This window comes from Pseudomonas sp. P1_A1 (assembly GCF_056406935.1).
Genome location: NZ_JBFTZE010000025.1, coordinates 24,281 through 39,097, shown reverse-complemented (window position 1 = coordinate 39,097; position 14,817 = coordinate 24,281). Strand labels below are relative to the sequence as shown.

Sequence of the window (14,817 nt, the reverse complement as noted above, 5' to 3'; positions counted from 1 at the left end):
ACTGCGGCATTTTCAGACCCGGTTGCAGCACCCTTGTGTTCACCCGGCGCGGAGGGCTTGTGAAATGAGCCCGTTAATCCTGATGGTTACCGCGGGGCTAGGGATCGCTCTGTTGTTGTTTCTGGTGCTCAAGTACAAGTTCCAGCCTTTCGTGGCGTTGATGCTGGTGAGCATTCTGGTGGCGTTGGTGGCCGGGGTGAAACCGGCCGACCTGGTCGCCACCATCGAAGGCGGCATGGGCAAGACCCTGGGCCATATCGCGATCATCATCGCCCTGGGCGCGATGATCGGACGGATCATCGAACTCTCCGGCGGTGCCGAGGCGCTGGCCAAGACGCTGATCAACCGTTTCGGCAATCGACGCACGCCGCTGGCGCTGACGATTGCCGGGTTCATGGTCGGGGTGCCGGTGTTCTTCGAGGTCGGCGTGATCATCCTGATGCCGTTGGCCTATGGCGTCGCCCGCAGTGCGCGCAAGCCGCTGTTGGTGTTTGCGCTGCCGATGTGTGCGGCGTTGCTGACCGTACACGCCTTCCTGCCGCCGCATCCAGGGGCGGTGGCCGCTGCCAGTCAGTTGGGTGCCGACCTTGGCCGGGTGCTGATGTTCGGTCTGCCGATCACCGCGTTCCTCTGCTATGTCGGTTACCGCGTGGCCGGGCGCATGACCCGTCGGGTGTACCCGATGACCGACGATATCCGTGCCGAAGTCTATGGCCCGCATGTCACCAACGAAGATTTGGTCGCTTGGGCCAATGGCAACGGCAAGAGCGCTGAACGAGCAGCCGTGGCCGCGTCGCACATGGGCCTGGAGGAAGCCACCAGCACTATCGTTTCCAAGTTGCCGCCTGCACCCGCGCCGGGTTTTGGCATGATCGTCAGCCTGATCGCGCTACCGATCATTCTGATTCTGCTGGGGACGCTGTCCAACTCGTTGCTGCCGGCCGACTCGGTCCTGCGCGGTATCATGACTGTGCTCGGTGCGCCATTGGTGGCGCTGCTGATCGACACCTTGCTGTGTGCCTGGTTGCTGGGTTCGCGTCGGGGCTGGAGCCGTACTCAGGTGTCTGACGTGATCGGTTCGGCCTTGCCTGGCGTGGCCATGGTGATTCTGATTGCCGGTGCCGGCGGTGTGTTCGGCAAGGTGCTGGTGGATACCGGCATCGGCGCCGTCGTCTCCGATTTGCTGCGCACCACCGGTCTGCCGGTCCTCGCGCTGGGCTTTCTGCTGACCATGCTGCTGCGTGCGGTCCAGGGTTCGACCACGGTGGCGTTGGTGACCACTGCCGGCATCATCAGCCCGCTGATCGCGACCCTCAACCTCACCGCGAACCACATGGCGCTGCTGTGCCTGGCCATGGGCGGTGGCGGGTTGGCCATGTCCCATATCAACGACGCCGGTTACTGGATCTTCACCAAACTGTCCGGGCTGAACGTGGCCGACGGCCTGCGTACCTGGACTGTGCTGACCACCTTGCTCGGCACGCTGGGTTTCGGTATTACCTTGCTGATCTGGCCGTTTGTCTAACCTTCTGTCCAAGGAGCTACCATGCCTCGTTTTGCTGCCAACCTCAGCATGCTCTACCCGGAACATGAGTTTCTGGATCGCTTCGCCGCCGCGGCCGCCGATGGTTTTGAAGCGGTGGAATACTTGTTCCCCTACGACTACAGCGCCCAGGAACTCAAACAACGCCTGAGCGACAACGGCCTGGTGCAGGCGCTGTTCAACGCACCGCCCGGCGATTGGGCGGCAGGCGAGCGGGGCACGGTATCGTTGCCGGGGCGGGAGAGTGAATTTCGCAGCGGTTTCGATCGCGCGCTGGAATACGCCGCCGTCCTGGGCAATTCACGCATCCATGTGATGGCCGGGTTGCTGCCGTCGGAAAGCGATCGTCCACGGCATCACGGCGTGTATCTGGAGAACTTGGCATACGCCACCGCGCAGGCCGCCAAGGTCGGTGTCACCGTGCTGCTGGAACCGATCAACACTCGGGACATGCCGGGTTTTTTCCTCAATCGCCAGGATCAGGCCCAGGCCATCTGCAAGGAAGTGGACGCCAGTAACCTGAAGGTTCAGTTCGACTGCTACCACTGCCAGATCGTCGAAGGTGACCTGGCCACGAAACTGCGTCGGGACTTCGCCGGCATCGGTCATATCCAGATCGCTGGCGTACCGGATCGACATGAGCCGGACCTGGGCGAAGTTAACTATCCCTATCTGTTCGAGTTGATCGACCAGTTGGGTTATGACGGCTGGGTAGGGTGCGAATACCGGCCCCGTGGCAACACGTCGGCCGGCTTGCAGTGGTTGCGGGACTGGAAGGCGCGCTAACGCCTTACAGGTTGTTATCGGAAGGCAACAGCAGTTCGACGCCCTGCTTGCGGATGCTATCGGCCGCGGCAGGGGTGAGTGCGTCGTCGCTGAGGATGATGTCGAACTGCTCGAGCCCGGCGATCCGGTACATGCTGAACGTGCCGTACTTCGAACTGCTGGCCACCAGCACCACTTGCGACGCCGATTGCATCGCGACTTGCTTGACCTCCACCTTCAGCGCCGAAGGCGTGGTGAGGCCGCGACGCAAATCCCAGGAGCTGGTGGAAATGAAAGCGATATCGGTGACGATCTGGCGCAAGGTGGCCACCGCCAGACCGCCCACGCACGATTGATTCGAATGATCCAGTTGCCCGCCGGTGTGAATCACCGTGACATGGGGCGCATCGATCAGCGCCTGGACAATCCCGAAATCGTTGGTTACGACGGTCATTCCCGACAGCGCCTTGATGTACGGGACGATCTCCAGCGTGCTCGTGCCCGCATCCAGATAAACCGTCATGTCAGCATGCAACAGCCGCGCGGCCAGCTTGGCCATCGCCTGCTTCTGCGGCAACTCGACCACCGCCTTGAACTGATGACTGGGCTCGCTGTGGAGCTGGCTGGCGATTCGCACGCCGCCGGTGACCGAGTAAGCACGGCCTTCCTGTTCAAGCAGCGCGATATCGCGGCGAATGGTCATGTGCGAACAGTCGAACATTTCCATCAACTGATGAACGCTCAGCACCTGATGTTTGCGCAGCTGGCGCAGCATCAATTCACGACGCTGCTCAGGAATCATCGGTGCGCCGCTTTCGGCGGCGATGTCCTTTTGACTAGGCATTCGGGCTCCAGAGTGTAGAAATCCGCGGACAAGGAAAGCGGGACCCACATAGTAGCGAATCTACAGTAAAGGAACGAGTTGTTGCGGATCAGTGTTCCGGTGGCGGCAGCCTCAATCTTTAGTTCATGAATTTCTGAACTAACTATTTGCTGCAGCCTATTCAATCGCTTGTCGCCGTAGCCTTAGGATTCGTCACACGGGACCGCAGCCAGCAGAGCAGCGGCCCGCAGCAACTTCTTTCGACTGCCCAGTAACGCCAGCCCAAACAGCGGGCGGCCTGACGCAGCCGAGAGGAATGCATGAAGCTAGAAATTTTCCGCACGTTATGGGGCTATACCGCCAGCAAGGCGCAGGCCCTGGATGAACTGCTCGCCGCCGGCTTCGATGGCCTCGAAGCGCGCCTGCCACTGCAGGCCGATGAGCGTGGCGAGTTCGGCGCTTTCCTGCGCAGTAATCAAGTTCCCTACATCTGCACACTGTTCAGTGCCTACGATGTATTGCCCGACCAGAACGCCACGCCCACCCAGCACTTGGCCGACATTGATCGCAAACTGGGCTGGGCCTCGGAGCTGACCCCACGTTTCGTCAATCTGCTGGCCGGCAACGACCGCTGGCCGCAGGCATTGCAGGTCGAATTTTTCGGCCAGGCCATGGAACTGGCCGCCAGGCATGGCGTGTTCTGCAGTTTCGAGACGCATCGCGCCCGTTCCCTTTACAGCCCTTGGGTGACCCTGGAGCTGATCCGCCAACTGCCGGGCCTGCGTTTCACCAGTGACATCAGCCACTGGGTGGTGTGCTGTGAGCGACTGCTGGACGATCCGGCCGACGATCTTTCGGCCTTCGTCGAGCGCGTGCATCACATCCAGGCTCGGGTCGGCTACGACCAAGGCCCGCAAGTCCCCCATCCCGCGGCCCCGGAATATGCCCGTGAACTGGCGTTCCATCAGCGCCACTGGGAGTCCGTCTGGAGCGCTCAGCGCGAACGTGGCTACCCGGTCAGCACCTTGACCCCGGAGTTCGGTGCCGACGGTTATCTGCATCGCTTGCCCTTCACCAACATGCCGGTGGCTGACCTCTGGACCTTGAACCAGTGGATGGCCCGGACCGAGCGCGAACACTTCGACCGTTTCACCCGTGAAGGAGCCCGCCATGCGTAATACCTCGCCAACCCAGGCCAACTTCAACAGCATTCCGGTGGTGAACATCGCCGGACTCTTCAGCATCGAACTGGAGCACCGCCTGGCCGTGGCCGAGCAACTGGGCCGCGCCGCCAGCGATGTGGGCTTTCTGTACATCACCGGGCACGGCATCGACCCGGCGCTGATCGAGGGCTTGCGCCAGGCGGCCAGGGATTATTTTGCGCAACCGCTGGACGCCAAGATGCGCCACTACATCGGCGCCTCGGAAAGCCACAAGGGCTTCGTGCCCGAAGGCGAGGAGGTCTATTCAAAGGGCAAGCCGGATCACAAAGAAGCGTTCGATATCGGCTTCGAAGTGCCAGCGGATGACCCGCTGTTCCTCAACCGTACACCGCTGCTGGGGCCGAACCACTGGCCCGACGTGCCGGGTTTCCAGAGCGCGGTACAGAACTACTATCAGGCGGTGTTCGCACTAGGCCGTCGGTTGTTCGATGGCTTCGCTTTGGCTCTGGGGCTGGAGGAGGGCTACTTCGACGCGCTGGTGACTCGCCCACCCTCCAAATTGCGACTGATCCATTACCCCTTTGACGCCGATGTCATCGACGCACCGGGAATCGGTGCGCATACCGACTACGAGTGCTTCACCATCCTGCACGCCGATCAACCGGGGCTGGAGGTGCTCAATGATCAGGGGCAGTGGATCGACGCACCGCCACTACCCGACGCGTTCGTGGTGAACATCGGCGACATGTTGGAAGTCATGACCGCAGGTGCTTTTGTCGCCACTGCCCACCGGGTGCGCAAGGTTGCCCAGGAGCGCTACAGCTTCCCGCTGTTCTACGCCTGCGACTATCACACGCTGATCAAGCCGCTGCCGGCATTCGCCAGGGATGACCGGGATTACGAGGCACTGGCGATTGGCGAACACATGTGGAGCCAGGCCTTGCAGACCTACCAGTACCTGCGCAAACGCGTGGAGAACGGCGAGCTTGAACTGCCGTCACGGGCCCGAAAGCCATCGAGCTTCGGCCACCTGAAGAACACCACCTCTCATTCCTAAAAAAACAACCCACGGAGCTTCCCACCATGAAAAGCCACAACGCCCTGACCAAACTGAGCCTGCTCGCCGCCGGCCTGTTCTGCGCCAGCACCGCCTTCGCCAGCACCGCGACCCCCGGTGTGTTGAAGGTCGGTATGGAAATCACCTACCCACCATTCGAGTCCTACGACGCTGACAAGAATGTGGTCGGCTCTGATCCTGAGTTGGCCCACTCCCTGGCCAAGGCGATGAGCGTCAAGGCCAACTTCGTCGACACCAAGTTCCCCAATCTGATCAACGGCCTCAACGCCGGGCATTACGACGCGATCATTTCCGGCATGTACATCACCCCCGAGCGCCAGCTCCAGGCCCGCACCATCGCCTACGCCAATACCGGCGCGGCGATCATGGTGCCCAAGGGCAGTGAGTTGAGCCCGCAGGTTCCCGAGGACTTGTGCGGCCTGAAGATCGGCCTGGAGCAGGGCACCACTTGGGTCGCCAAGTTCAACCAGTTGTCCAGCGACTACTGCGTGCCGAACAACAAAGGCGCGATCACCGTCAACGAATACCCCTCGGCTCCCGAAGTGACGCAGGCGCTGCTGTCGAAGAACATCCAGGCCCAGGTGGAAATCGCCGGTGCCGCGCACATGATCGCCCAGCGTACCAACGGGCGGGTTGTGGTCAGTTCGCAGAAGCTGGTTTACCCGCAGACCTTGGGCATCTACGTGAAAAAAGATGCCGACGCTACCTATCAGGCGCTGGTCAAGGCGCTGGCCGACAGCAAAGCCAACGGTGAGTACGCCGCCATTCTCAAAAAATACGATCTGGAACCGGTCTCCGAGTAATGGCTGAAGCCGCGCCCTCGGTCGAGGGCGCGGCGTGCACGAGGTGTCTATGCAATTCGACTGGTCTTACTTTATTTCGCTGTTCTCCAAGACTGACTTCTGGGCGGCGAGCCTGACCGTCATCGAACTGAGCGCCCTGGCCTGGTTCCTGGGGATGTTACTGGGCTTCATCCTGGCGTCAGCCAAGCTGTCCGGCTCGCCCTGGCTGCGCCTGCCGGCGTCATTCTACATCTGGTTCTTTCGCAGCATTCCGCTGCTGGTGCTGGTGGTCTTCATCTACAACCTGCCGCAGTTACTGCCCGGTGCCGGACCGGTGCTGTCGGTACCGTTCTATTCCGGCCTGTTGGCGCTGGTGGTCACTGAGGCCGCCTACATGGCTGAAATTCATCGTGGCGGGCTGATCTCGGTCGCCAAGGGCCAGAAGGAAGCCGGACGTGCCCTGGGCATCGGCCTGCTCGGTCTGCAACGGCTTATTGTGATTCCCCAGGCATTTCGTATCTCACTGCCGACCTTGATCAACGAATACATCACGGTGGTCAAACTGACCTCGTTGATCTCGGTGATTTCATTGACTGAACTGTTGACCGTCGGCCAGCGCCTGTATGCGCAGAACTTCCTGGTGATGGAAACCCTGGCGGCGGTGGGTGTGTACTACGTGCTGATCGTCACGTTGTTCGGCTTTGCCCTGCAGCGTCTGGAACGCTACCTGGACCTCAACCTGCGGACACCGCAAACCCTCGACGGCGCCTCGACACAAGCGCTGCGTGACAGTCTGGCGCCTGTTCTATCGAGCAAGCTATCGAGCAAGCTCAAGCCCCCATCCAAAGGCGCCGCCCCGGCCCTGCATCTGCAGGGCGTGCACAAACGCTACGGCGATCATCATGTGCTCAAGGGCATCGACCTGAAGGTACAAAGTGGCCAGGTGATTTCAATCATCGGCCCGTCCGGCTCCGGCAAGACCTCGCTGATTCGTACGGTCAATGGCCTGGAGCGCATCGATCAGGGCGAAATCCTGTTGTTCGGCGAGGGCTTCATCAATGCCTGGGACAAACCGGATAGCCGTCGGATTCGTCAGGGCGTGCGGCGCATCGGCATGGTGTTCCAGAACTTCAACCTGTTCCCGCACCGGACACTGCTGGACAACATCAGCCTCGCTCCCCGTTATCACGGTGCCGGTCGCGCACTGAGCGAACAACGCGCCTGCCAGCTACTCGACAAGGTCGGCCTGTTGGCACACGTCCACAAATACCCGCATCAACTGTCCGGCGGCCAGCAACAGCGCGTGGCCATTGCCCGGGCCATGGCCATGGACCCGGACATCCTGCTGTTCGACGAACCCACCTCGGCGCTGGACCCGGAGCTGGTCGGCGAAGTACTCACGGTCATCAGCCACCTGGCCCGCGAAGGCATGACCCTGCTGATTGTCACTCACGAGATGGACTTTGCCCTGTCGATTTCCGACCGGGTGATCTTCATGGAAAACGGCCACATTCAGCTGGATGCCTCGCCACAGGCGATCCGCGAGCAGCCCGAGGCTCATCGAGTGCGGCGGTTCATGGGGTTGCAGGCGCCAGTGGAGGAGGGATGCCTGTCTTGAATGGGTTTAGCCGCGTGCCCTCAGAGTTCCTATGGCCGCAAATAGCTCTTTTGTATGCGCGCCAGGGTGCCGTCATCGCGAAGCGTTTCAACCGCCGTGCGCAAGTCTTGCACCAGTTGAGCGGAGCACTGCTTTGAGCAAGCGAGATAGAGCTCCGCACTGCTCATGACGGGGCTCATGTGCAGTGTGTGTGCAGACACTTTCGGCCAGATGTATCGACTCTCCGGGACACCGTTGAACCAGGCATCGATGCGACCTTTCAAGAGCATCTGCGCGGGGTTGTCGCCAATGGTCAGGGGGTGGATCTGATCGTCGCTGAAGCCTTGTTCACGGAGGATTTCCTCCTGCGCACTGCCCAGGCCGACGCCGATCACCCGGTAGGTTTGCTTCGCTTGCTCGAAGCTGCTCACCGGCCGGTCAAGGCTGAAAAAAGCACGCTCCATGGGCATGATCGGCGCGATCCAGGTGAAGCGATCCTCACGTTCCGGCGTGCGTGACAAAGGGGCGATCAGGATGTCCTGAGTCTCGCTGACGTGTTTCTGCGATCTGGCCCAGGGAAGCACATGGACTTGCGCGACATAACCGGCGTTGGCAATGGCAGTCAGCACGGCTTCACCGACCATGCCGTGGCCTCTGGCTCCATCGACGAACGTCAGGGGCGGAGCGTCCGGGATATACAGTTCGAGCGGCAAGGGGGCACCACTTGCGTGAAAGGCAATCAGCAGTGAGACCGACAGACAAAACCAGCAAAGTGCCTTTGTACGGGCAGTTGAGATCCGTGAACTCCAGCTCATGGTTGATCATTCAGGCATTGAAAGTAGAGGAGAACCACAATTCACCAGTGGTATTAATCACAGAGATAATGAGTTTGTTTTTTTATTGGATCCGGCAACGACACCCTATTCTACGCAGACTTCGCGGCGGGACACATCCATCCTCCCAGTGAATGTGATTTGTGGGGGCAGTGCCAGTTGTGCGTCCGTATCACAATGGGCGAGCAGCAGGTGGCGCACGGTCAAGGTCCGGATGGCCTGTGAGATGGCTTAACTTGCTGGCGTCAGGAGCGGGGCCTGGGTATCGCGGAACAGCTTGGGCGACATGCCGAACGCCGATTTGAACTGTCTGCTGAAATGAGCACTGCTGCCATAGCCCCAGGCAAAGGCGATGTCGGTGAGTGAGCGATGGGCATGTTCCCGGCTGCGCAGATCTTCGGCGCAGCGCGACAGGCGCCGTTGCCAGATGTATTCGCTGATGCTGCAGCCGAGCTCCTCCTGAAATGCGCGGTGCAAGCTGCGCACCGAGCATTGCTCGACGTTGGCGATGCGTTCGATGGTCAGGTCGCGGTCAGCCAGGTGGCGTTCGATATAGGCCTTGAGGCGGTTTTGCTTGAAGAAGCGGAAATCGTGTTCGAGTTGCTTTTCTTCCTGTTTGTTCTTCAGCACGTTATCCAGAAGCCCCACGATACTGTCACCGATCAGCCTGGCTGAATGGTTGTTGAGCAGTGGGTACTGGCTGTAAGCATCACTGATGAGATGCATCAACATCCGACCCAATCCATTGCGCCCGTTCAGGTGAACATCGCCCGCCTGAGGTGGCTGTCCGGCCGGCCCCTTGAAGAGCAGGATGAAGTGTTCGCAGCCTTGCGTGCTGGTGACGCTGAAGGGCCGGCCGCTGTCGACCAGTAGCATCTCATCAGGCGCTAACGCGCTGCTGTGCCGGTCTTGCTCGAAATGACTGACCCCGGCAATCTGCAGGATCAACATGCGCGGCGTGTCGAGTGAATCGACCGCTTTGCTCAGATGGCGCGAATAGCGATGGGCACTGGCGGTCATGCGACAGAAACCGAGTTGACCCAGATCGCCATACTCCAGCCGCCCCTGAAAGTTGCTGTTATGCAACGGATCGATGAATGTCGATTCCAGGCGCTTGATGTAGTCCGGCGTGCGACCCAGGTGATCACTCATGAACTCTTTCCACTTCATCAGTCGGTCGGAGCGAACAACCTGATCGGTGGACACACAGGCTAAATGACTCATTTTTCGCCTCTTTTCTTATTGTTTTTATCGATTGGGCAAATGGGTCAACACTTGCCCAATGTTAGTCCGGTCAGTATCGAGCAAGAATCAGAAAGGGTAGTGGTGGCTCCCCGGTTGCCAGGTGACCCAATGGGCACGGGTGAATTCATCCAGGGCGTAGTGACCGTTGAACCGCCCGAGGCCGGAGTTCTTTTCGCCGCCGAAGGGCGCATTGGGCTGGTCGTCGACGGTGATGTCGTTGATATGGGTCATCCCGGCCACGATGCCACGGGCGAAGTTCAAGCCTCGGGCCATGTCCCGGGTGAATACCGCGCTGGACAGGCCATATTCGCTGGCGTTGGCCAACTCCAACGCATGCGCTTCGTTTTCTGCGATCAGCAGCGGCAGCAACGGCCCGAAGGTTTCATCACGTGCCAGTTCCTGATCGACCCCGACTTCACCGAAGACATGCGCAGGCAACACCAACCCGGACGCTGGGCCGCCACACAACCGCTTGAGGCCCGCGTTCTCGGCGGCATCGATTTTACGCAACAGGCCATCGAGCTGGTTCTGATTGACCACCGGCCCAATCACGGTGTCTGCGTGGGCCGGGTCGCCGGTCTTGAGCTTGCGCACTCGCTCCACCACCAGCGCGGTGAAGTCCGCATACAGCGAGCGGTCGACGATCACCCGGTTGACGCTCATGCAGATCTGGCCCTGATGCAGGAAACGCCCGACCACCGCCGCGTGCGCGGCTATATCAATATCCGCATCACCCAGGACCACCAGCGGAGCATTGCCGCCCAACTCCAGCGCAACGCGTTTGATGTGTTTGCCGCCGGTCGCAATGCGGCCGACAGTGCGACCGACATCGGTTGAACCGGTAAAGGAAATCAGGCTCGGTACCGGATGTTCGACGAAGGCATCGCCAATCTCCGAACCCGCACCGACCACGACGTTGAGCGAACCATTCGGGAATCCGGCTTCTTCGAACAAATGAGCAATCAGCAGGCCGCCTGTTACCGCCGTGTCGCTGGCGGGTTTAAGCACCACCGTGTTGCCAAGCGCGAGTGCCGGGATCACCGAACGCATGCTCAGATACAACGGAAAATTCCACGGGCTGATCACCCCGACCACCCCCAGCGGTTCACGAAAGACAAAGCTCTGTTCGCCGGGTTTGTAGCTCGTCAGGATCCGTCCTTCAACCTGCATCGGCAACGTTGCACACTCACGCACCAGGTTCAGGGTGAATTGCCACTCCATGCTCGCCTTGATGCGCGTGCTGCCGGACTCACGAATCAGCCAGTCGATGATTTCATCGCGGCGGTTCTGGATGACGTGAGCGAGTTTCTCCAGTTGCGCACCACGCTGTGTCGGATGCAGCTGTGCCCACGCCGTTTGCGCACGATGCGCAGCCTGATAGGCATCGTCGAGATCGGCAATCGAGGCCAGCGGCATTTCCAGCRGTTGTTCGCCATTGAAGGGGTTGCGGTCATCCAGGCGTCGCGAGGAACGACCTGCACGCCAGGTGCCGTTGATGTATTGATCGCCGTTGATGGCGAAGGGGGCGAAATGTTGAGTCGTCATAGTCTTACCTTTGGAAGCAGATGGCCGCGTCAATTAAGGAACTGGATGATGCAAAACTTTGTCTGTAGAAAAGTGCTCAGCTCCTGATCCAGGCACGCCCCCAGGAATTGAGCGTGTATTCCTCCTGCGGCCAGACACCGGGTTGGCGGGCGGCATCGGTCATTTCGAGTTCGGCGGAAAACTCCAGGCGATTGCGATCGGCATCGACGACCATGAAGAACAGATTGTTGCCCGGTCCATGTCGGCCGGGGCCGAAGAATATGGTGATGCGCTCCTTGGCAAAGCGATCACCCCAGTCGCGGATGTCGTTCCACTCATTGGTTTCGTAACAGTGGTGGTCCCACTCGTTTTTCGAACCACGGAAAAATGCCAGCGAATGATGCTCATCGTCCGAGCGCAGGAAGCACACCATGAGCTGGCCGGTCTGCTCGTCGACGACATTGTCCGACACCGTAAACCCGACCTTATTGACGTAGAAATCGATCATGGCTTCCAGTTCAGTGGTCTGAAATACCACGTGCTGCAGGCGGCCCGGCATGCCTTGGCGGTCGACACCGGAATCAATGCGGGACACGCCAAATACCGTTTGTCGGCCTTGAGGGTCACGAAGCACAAAGGCATCCGGTTCGAGCAACGGCGAGTCGATGTCTTCGACAGCACAGCCATTCTCGTTCAGGCGGGCGCGCAGTTCTCCCAGCCGAGCCTGATCGCCCAGGTCATAGGCCGCCGCGAGCAGGCCGCTGTGATCGGCGGGCGACACGAGCATGGCGCGTTGCGGGCCACTGAGTATCCAGCTGCCATCGGGCTGTGCCAGGCCTTCCATGTCCAGCATGCGCCGGTAGAAATCGATTTGTCGTTGCGGCTCTTTGCTTGCCAGATGCAGGTAGCACAGGCGCGCAGGGGTGCAGGTCTGTAGGGTTTGCATAAACACCTCCGTAGCTTTAAGGGTTCAGGGAAAGACCGGCGCGATACTCGACTCGGCTGTCTGGTTTCGCGCCTGCACGATGCCGAACAGCGACTGCAGCGACTCGGCAGCCTTTGTTTCGCCGGCCTTATCGAAAATGGCGGCGATATAGCGATCCGGGCGCAGCAGCAAGAACGTGTTTGAATCGCCCAGTATTTCTTTGAGCAAACCCTGGCGGTCATGAAGCACTGTGCAGCCAGGCATCGAAGGCATGTTTTTGACAGGCTCGGGCAGGATCAGAATGCGTTTGGCTTCAAGGTGGAACCACAAGCCATGCTGGAGTTCATCGATGCGTTGGCGGCTGTGGTCGCCGTACTGAATCAAGGCGAAGCCTGCACCGATCGAGTCATCGAGCAGAAATTCCTGGCCTTGAGCATCGGTGAGCATCGGTTGAGGGAACATGTGCCCGCAGGACAGTTTCCCGGCTTTACCTTCGGTCAGTACCAGCCCTTTGGTGAATCGGGGTTTAGGCTTGAAGCGCATTTGCAGGAAATAGTCCCGCAACGGTGGCAGCAGACCGATCAAAGCAAATGCGCCGCTGATCAAGCGAGCGCGCAAGACGGTTGCCGGCGCCATGACCACGCCGAGGTTCAAGGCCAGCCTGATCAGTGCCCAGGCGTGATCGCGACGCTCGCTTTCGTAAGACAGCAGAGCCGTTTCAGCCATTTTGCCCTTCAGCACGCCGATCAGTTTCCAGGCCAGGTTATGGGCATCGCGAACACCGCTGTTCATGCCTTGTCCGGCATAGGGCGGGGTCAGATGCGCGGCATCGCCGGCGAGAAACACGCGGCCGACCTGCCACCGCTGGGCAACCCGGGCGTGGAAGGTGTAAACGGTCTTGCGCACGATGGACGTCGGGGTGCTGCCCTTGAACGGGTGAAGCAATGTTTGCAGGCGAGCGTCGCTGAGCACTTGTTCATCCGTTTCGTCTGGTTTGAGTAGAAACTCGAAGCGGCGTGTGCGGTGGGGGCCGGGTACTTCAACGACAGGACGGCGTGCATCGCAGTACACGCGTGTTTGCCAGAATGGGTCGTCATCTTGATCGGTGTCGACCACCAGCCAGCGCGAGGAGAAGCTTGAGCCAACCATCTCGATTCCGAGTTGCTTGCGCACCGGGCTACGGCCGCCGTCACAGGCGACCAGGTAAGTAGCGTTGACTTCCATCAACTCGCCATCGGCATCGCGAATCAGCGCGCACACACCGTGGTTGTCCTGATTGAACTCCAGCAACTCATGGTTGAAGCGTGCCTTCAGGTTGGCAAAACGCTCGAGGCCCGTTTTCAGGGTGCCTTCAAACAGTGGCTGGCGGAATGCATTGCGCTTGGGGAAGCCATACAACTTGCCGGTGGGTTCGACTTTGCCGAAGCAGCGGCCACCAGGCCGAGTGAAATAGTGCACGCCATAGCCAGGCACCACATCTCGCAACACGGCTTCATCCAATCCGACGGCCTGCATGGTGCGCAAGGATTCGTCATCGATCGAAACGGCCCGCGGCTCGGTCACGGTGTCCGGCTTGCGATCAATGATCAAAGTGTCCACATCGGCTTGGCCAAGCAAGTTGGCCAGGGTCAGCCCGGTGGGCCCGGCGCCGATGATCAAGACGTGTGTACTGATTTTTTTGAGGGGTGTCATTGTTGTTGTTCCCTTCCGGATGGATCAGTCCAATGGCTTGGGGCGGTTGGCGAGTGCAGCCATGAGTTGCGACAGGTTTTGCGCCAGGGCAAGGATTTGCTGTCCTTGTTGTTCTTCCTGAGTGCTGTCACGTTCCTGAATCGGGCGCACGCAGCTGATGCTGCCGACGACTTTGCCATCGCCGTCGAAGATCGGAGCGGCGAGGCCATAGACGCCAGCGTCGACTTCGCCGGCGCTGGCCACATAGCCCTGATGACGAAGACGCTGCAGCGAGCGGCGGAACTGTTCCCAGGTCTGACCAAGGTTGCTGGCGCGAACCTCATCGGGGTTTTCCAGGAAGAGTTGGCTGTGTTGACGCGAGGTCATGTTGGCGAGGATGGCCTTGGAGGTCGCCCCCAGGAACAACGGCCTCGGTGAGCCGCGTGAGTAGCTGACCTCGCTGAACAAATCGCCGTATTGATGAATGCAGACCACCTGGTCCTTGAACAGGCGGCAGATCAGCCAGATCTGCTGCTCGCTCCAGCGTGGGAGGCTTGGCTCCAATGATTGTGCGGCGCGCACCAAAGGGTCGCTCAGTCGCAACTGACGGTCCCAGGTAATGATTCTCGCGCCCAGCGCGTAACGTCCGGCCCCGACCTGGAACAACAAGTTGGCCTCGGCCAGTTCGCGCACATAGCGGTAGATGGTTGAACGGGTAAACCCCAATGCACCGCCCATGTCATCGACAGCCCAGATCGGGCTCTCTTCGGTAAACAGATCGAGTACCCGCAGCATGCGCTCCAGGCTAGAACCTTTACTGTCGGTATCCTGCTCAGGCAGTTGTGCCGATTCGTGTAGTGTGTCCATG

General features: G+C 60.1%; 13 protein-coding genes. 6 read left to right on the top strand and 7 right to left on the bottom strand.

Features of this window, described 5'->3' with window-relative positions; translation table 11 throughout:
- The first annotated feature begins 64 nt into the window (after positions 1 to 64).
- Both AC1D2Q_RS27055 and otnI read left to right on the top strand, forming a co-directional pair.
- A complete protein-coding gene (locus tag AC1D2Q_RS27055) occupies positions 65 to 1,525 on the top strand; it encodes a GntT/GntP/DsdX family permease (RefSeq protein ID WP_305409105.1) in 1,461 nt (486 codons plus the stop codon).
- A 21-nt stretch (positions 1,526 to 1,546) separates the two neighbouring features.
- A complete protein-coding gene (otnI, locus tag AC1D2Q_RS27050; RefSeq protein ID WP_477815194.1) occupies positions 1,547 to 2,329 on the top strand; it encodes a 2-oxo-tetronate isomerase in 783 nt (260 codons plus the stop codon).
- Between the two features lie 4 nt (positions 2,330 to 2,333).
- Here the strand turns inward: otnI and AC1D2Q_RS27045 are convergent, their stop codons facing one another.
- Complete coding sequence (locus AC1D2Q_RS27045) at positions 2,334 to 3,152, bottom strand: DeoR/GlpR family DNA-binding transcription regulator (protein ID WP_018928936.1); 819 nt, start codon at positions 3,150 to 3,152, stop codon at positions 2,334 to 2,336.
- A 299-nt stretch (positions 3,153 to 3,451) separates the two neighbouring features.
- Between AC1D2Q_RS27045 and AC1D2Q_RS27040 the strand changes: the two genes are divergently transcribed.
- Genes AC1D2Q_RS27040 through AC1D2Q_RS27025 form a run of 4 tightly spaced genes read left to right on the top strand, consistent with a single transcriptional unit; the run spans position 3,452 to position 7,772 of the window.
- Positions 3,452 to 4,309: a sugar phosphate isomerase/epimerase family protein gene (locus AC1D2Q_RS27040; RefSeq protein ID WP_477815193.1), complete on the top strand. Its 858-nt coding sequence runs from the start codon at positions 3,452 to 3,454 to the stop codon at positions 4,307 to 4,309.
- Complete coding sequence (locus AC1D2Q_RS27035; RefSeq protein WP_477815192.1) at positions 4,302 to 5,351, top strand: isopenicillin N synthase family dioxygenase; 1,050 nt, start codon at positions 4,302 to 4,304, stop codon at positions 5,349 to 5,351. Before AC1D2Q_RS27040 ends, AC1D2Q_RS27035 begins: the two co-directional genes overlap by 8 nt.
- Positions 5,352 to 5,377: 26 nt before the next feature.
- Entirely contained in the window at positions 5,378 to 6,175 is a 798-nt protein-coding gene (locus AC1D2Q_RS27030; protein WP_305409099.1) for a transporter substrate-binding domain-containing protein, read from the top strand.
- Positions 6,176 to 6,224: 49 nt separating this feature from the next.
- Positions 6,225 to 7,772, top strand: a complete 1,548-nt coding sequence (locus AC1D2Q_RS27025; protein ID WP_477815191.1) for an amino acid ABC transporter permease/ATP-binding protein — start codon at positions 6,225 to 6,227, stop codon at positions 7,770 to 7,772.
- 29 nt (positions 7,773 to 7,801) lie between these two features.
- On the opposite strand, the gene AC1D2Q_RS27020 is transcribed toward AC1D2Q_RS27025, so the two are convergent.
- The 6 genes from AC1D2Q_RS27020 to AC1D2Q_RS26995 all read right to left on the bottom strand — a co-directional run bounded on the left by AC1D2Q_RS27020 (position 7,802) and on the right by AC1D2Q_RS26995 (position 14,816).
- Positions 7,802 to 8,566, bottom strand: coding sequence for a substrate-binding periplasmic protein (locus AC1D2Q_RS27020; RefSeq protein WP_477815190.1), 765 nt, complete (start codon positions 8,564 to 8,566; stop codon positions 7,802 to 7,804).
- Positions 8,567 to 8,815: 249 nt separating this feature from the next.
- The gene (locus AC1D2Q_RS27015) at positions 8,816 to 9,808 is read right to left on the bottom strand and encodes a helix-turn-helix domain-containing protein (protein ID WP_477815189.1); all 993 of its coding nucleotides are present in this window, start codon (positions 9,806 to 9,808) and stop codon (positions 8,816 to 8,818) included.
- Between the two features lie 87 nt (positions 9,809 to 9,895).
- Entirely contained in the window at positions 9,896 to 11,374 is a 1,479-nt protein-coding gene (locus AC1D2Q_RS27010; protein WP_477815188.1) for an aldehyde dehydrogenase family protein, read from the bottom strand.
- Positions 11,375 to 11,450: 76 nt separating this feature from the next.
- The gene (locus AC1D2Q_RS27005; RefSeq protein ID WP_477815187.1) at positions 11,451 to 12,299 is read right to left on the bottom strand and encodes a VOC family protein; all 849 of its coding nucleotides are present in this window, start codon (positions 12,297 to 12,299) and stop codon (positions 11,451 to 11,453) included.
- Between the two features lie 24 nt (positions 12,300 to 12,323).
- The gene (locus AC1D2Q_RS27000; protein ID WP_477815186.1) at positions 12,324 to 13,970 is read right to left on the bottom strand and encodes a bifunctional 3-(3-hydroxy-phenyl)propionate/3-hydroxycinnamic acid hydroxylase; all 1,647 of its coding nucleotides are present in this window, start codon (positions 13,968 to 13,970) and stop codon (positions 12,324 to 12,326) included.
- Between the two features lie 24 nt (positions 13,971 to 13,994).
- The gene (locus tag AC1D2Q_RS26995; protein WP_477815185.1) at positions 13,995 to 14,816 is read right to left on the bottom strand and encodes an IclR family transcriptional regulator; all 822 of its coding nucleotides are present in this window, start codon (positions 14,814 to 14,816) and stop codon (positions 13,995 to 13,997) included.
- Between the last annotated feature and the right edge of the window lies 1 nt (position 14,817).

Coding starts and splice junctions, on each gene's coding strand:
- AC1D2Q_RS27005 (WP_477815187.1), bottom strand. CDS start 12,299: ATGCAAACCCTACAGACCTGCACCCCTGCGCGCCTGTGCTACCTGCAT.
- AC1D2Q_RS27045 (WP_018928936.1), bottom strand. CDS start 3,152: ATGCCTAGTCAAAAGGACATCGCCGCCGAAAGCGGCGCACCGATGATT.
- AC1D2Q_RS27020 (WP_477815190.1), bottom strand. CDS start 8,566: ATGAGCTGGAGTTCACGGATCTCAACTGCCCGTACAAAGGCACTTTGC.
- AC1D2Q_RS27030 (WP_305409099.1), top strand. CDS start 5,378: ATGAAAAGCCACAACGCCCTGACCAAACTGAGCCTGCTCGCCGCCGGC.
- AC1D2Q_RS27035 (WP_477815192.1), top strand. CDS start 4,302: ATGCGTAATACCTCGCCAACCCAGGCCAACTTCAACAGCATTCCGGTG.
- AC1D2Q_RS26995 (WP_477815185.1), bottom strand. CDS start 14,816: ATGGACACACTACACGAATCGGCACAACTGCCTGAGCAGGATACCGAC.
- otnI (WP_477815194.1), top strand. CDS start 1,547: ATGCCTCGTTTTGCTGCCAACCTCAGCATGCTCTACCCGGAACATGAG.
- AC1D2Q_RS27055 (WP_305409105.1), top strand. CDS start 65: ATGAGCCCGTTAATCCTGATGGTTACCGCGGGGCTAGGGATCGCTCTG.
- AC1D2Q_RS27040 (WP_477815193.1), top strand. CDS start 3,452: ATGAAGCTAGAAATTTTCCGCACGTTATGGGGCTATACCGCCAGCAAG.
- AC1D2Q_RS27000 (WP_477815186.1), bottom strand. CDS start 13,970: ATGACACCCCTCAAAAAAATCAGTACACACGTCTTGATCATCGGCGCC.
- AC1D2Q_RS27015 (WP_477815189.1), bottom strand. CDS start 9,808: ATGAGTCATTTAGCCTGTGTGTCCACCGATCAGGTTGTTCGCTCCGAC.
- AC1D2Q_RS27025 (WP_477815191.1), top strand. CDS start 6,225: ATGCAATTCGACTGGTCTTACTTTATTTCGCTGTTCTCCAAGACTGAC.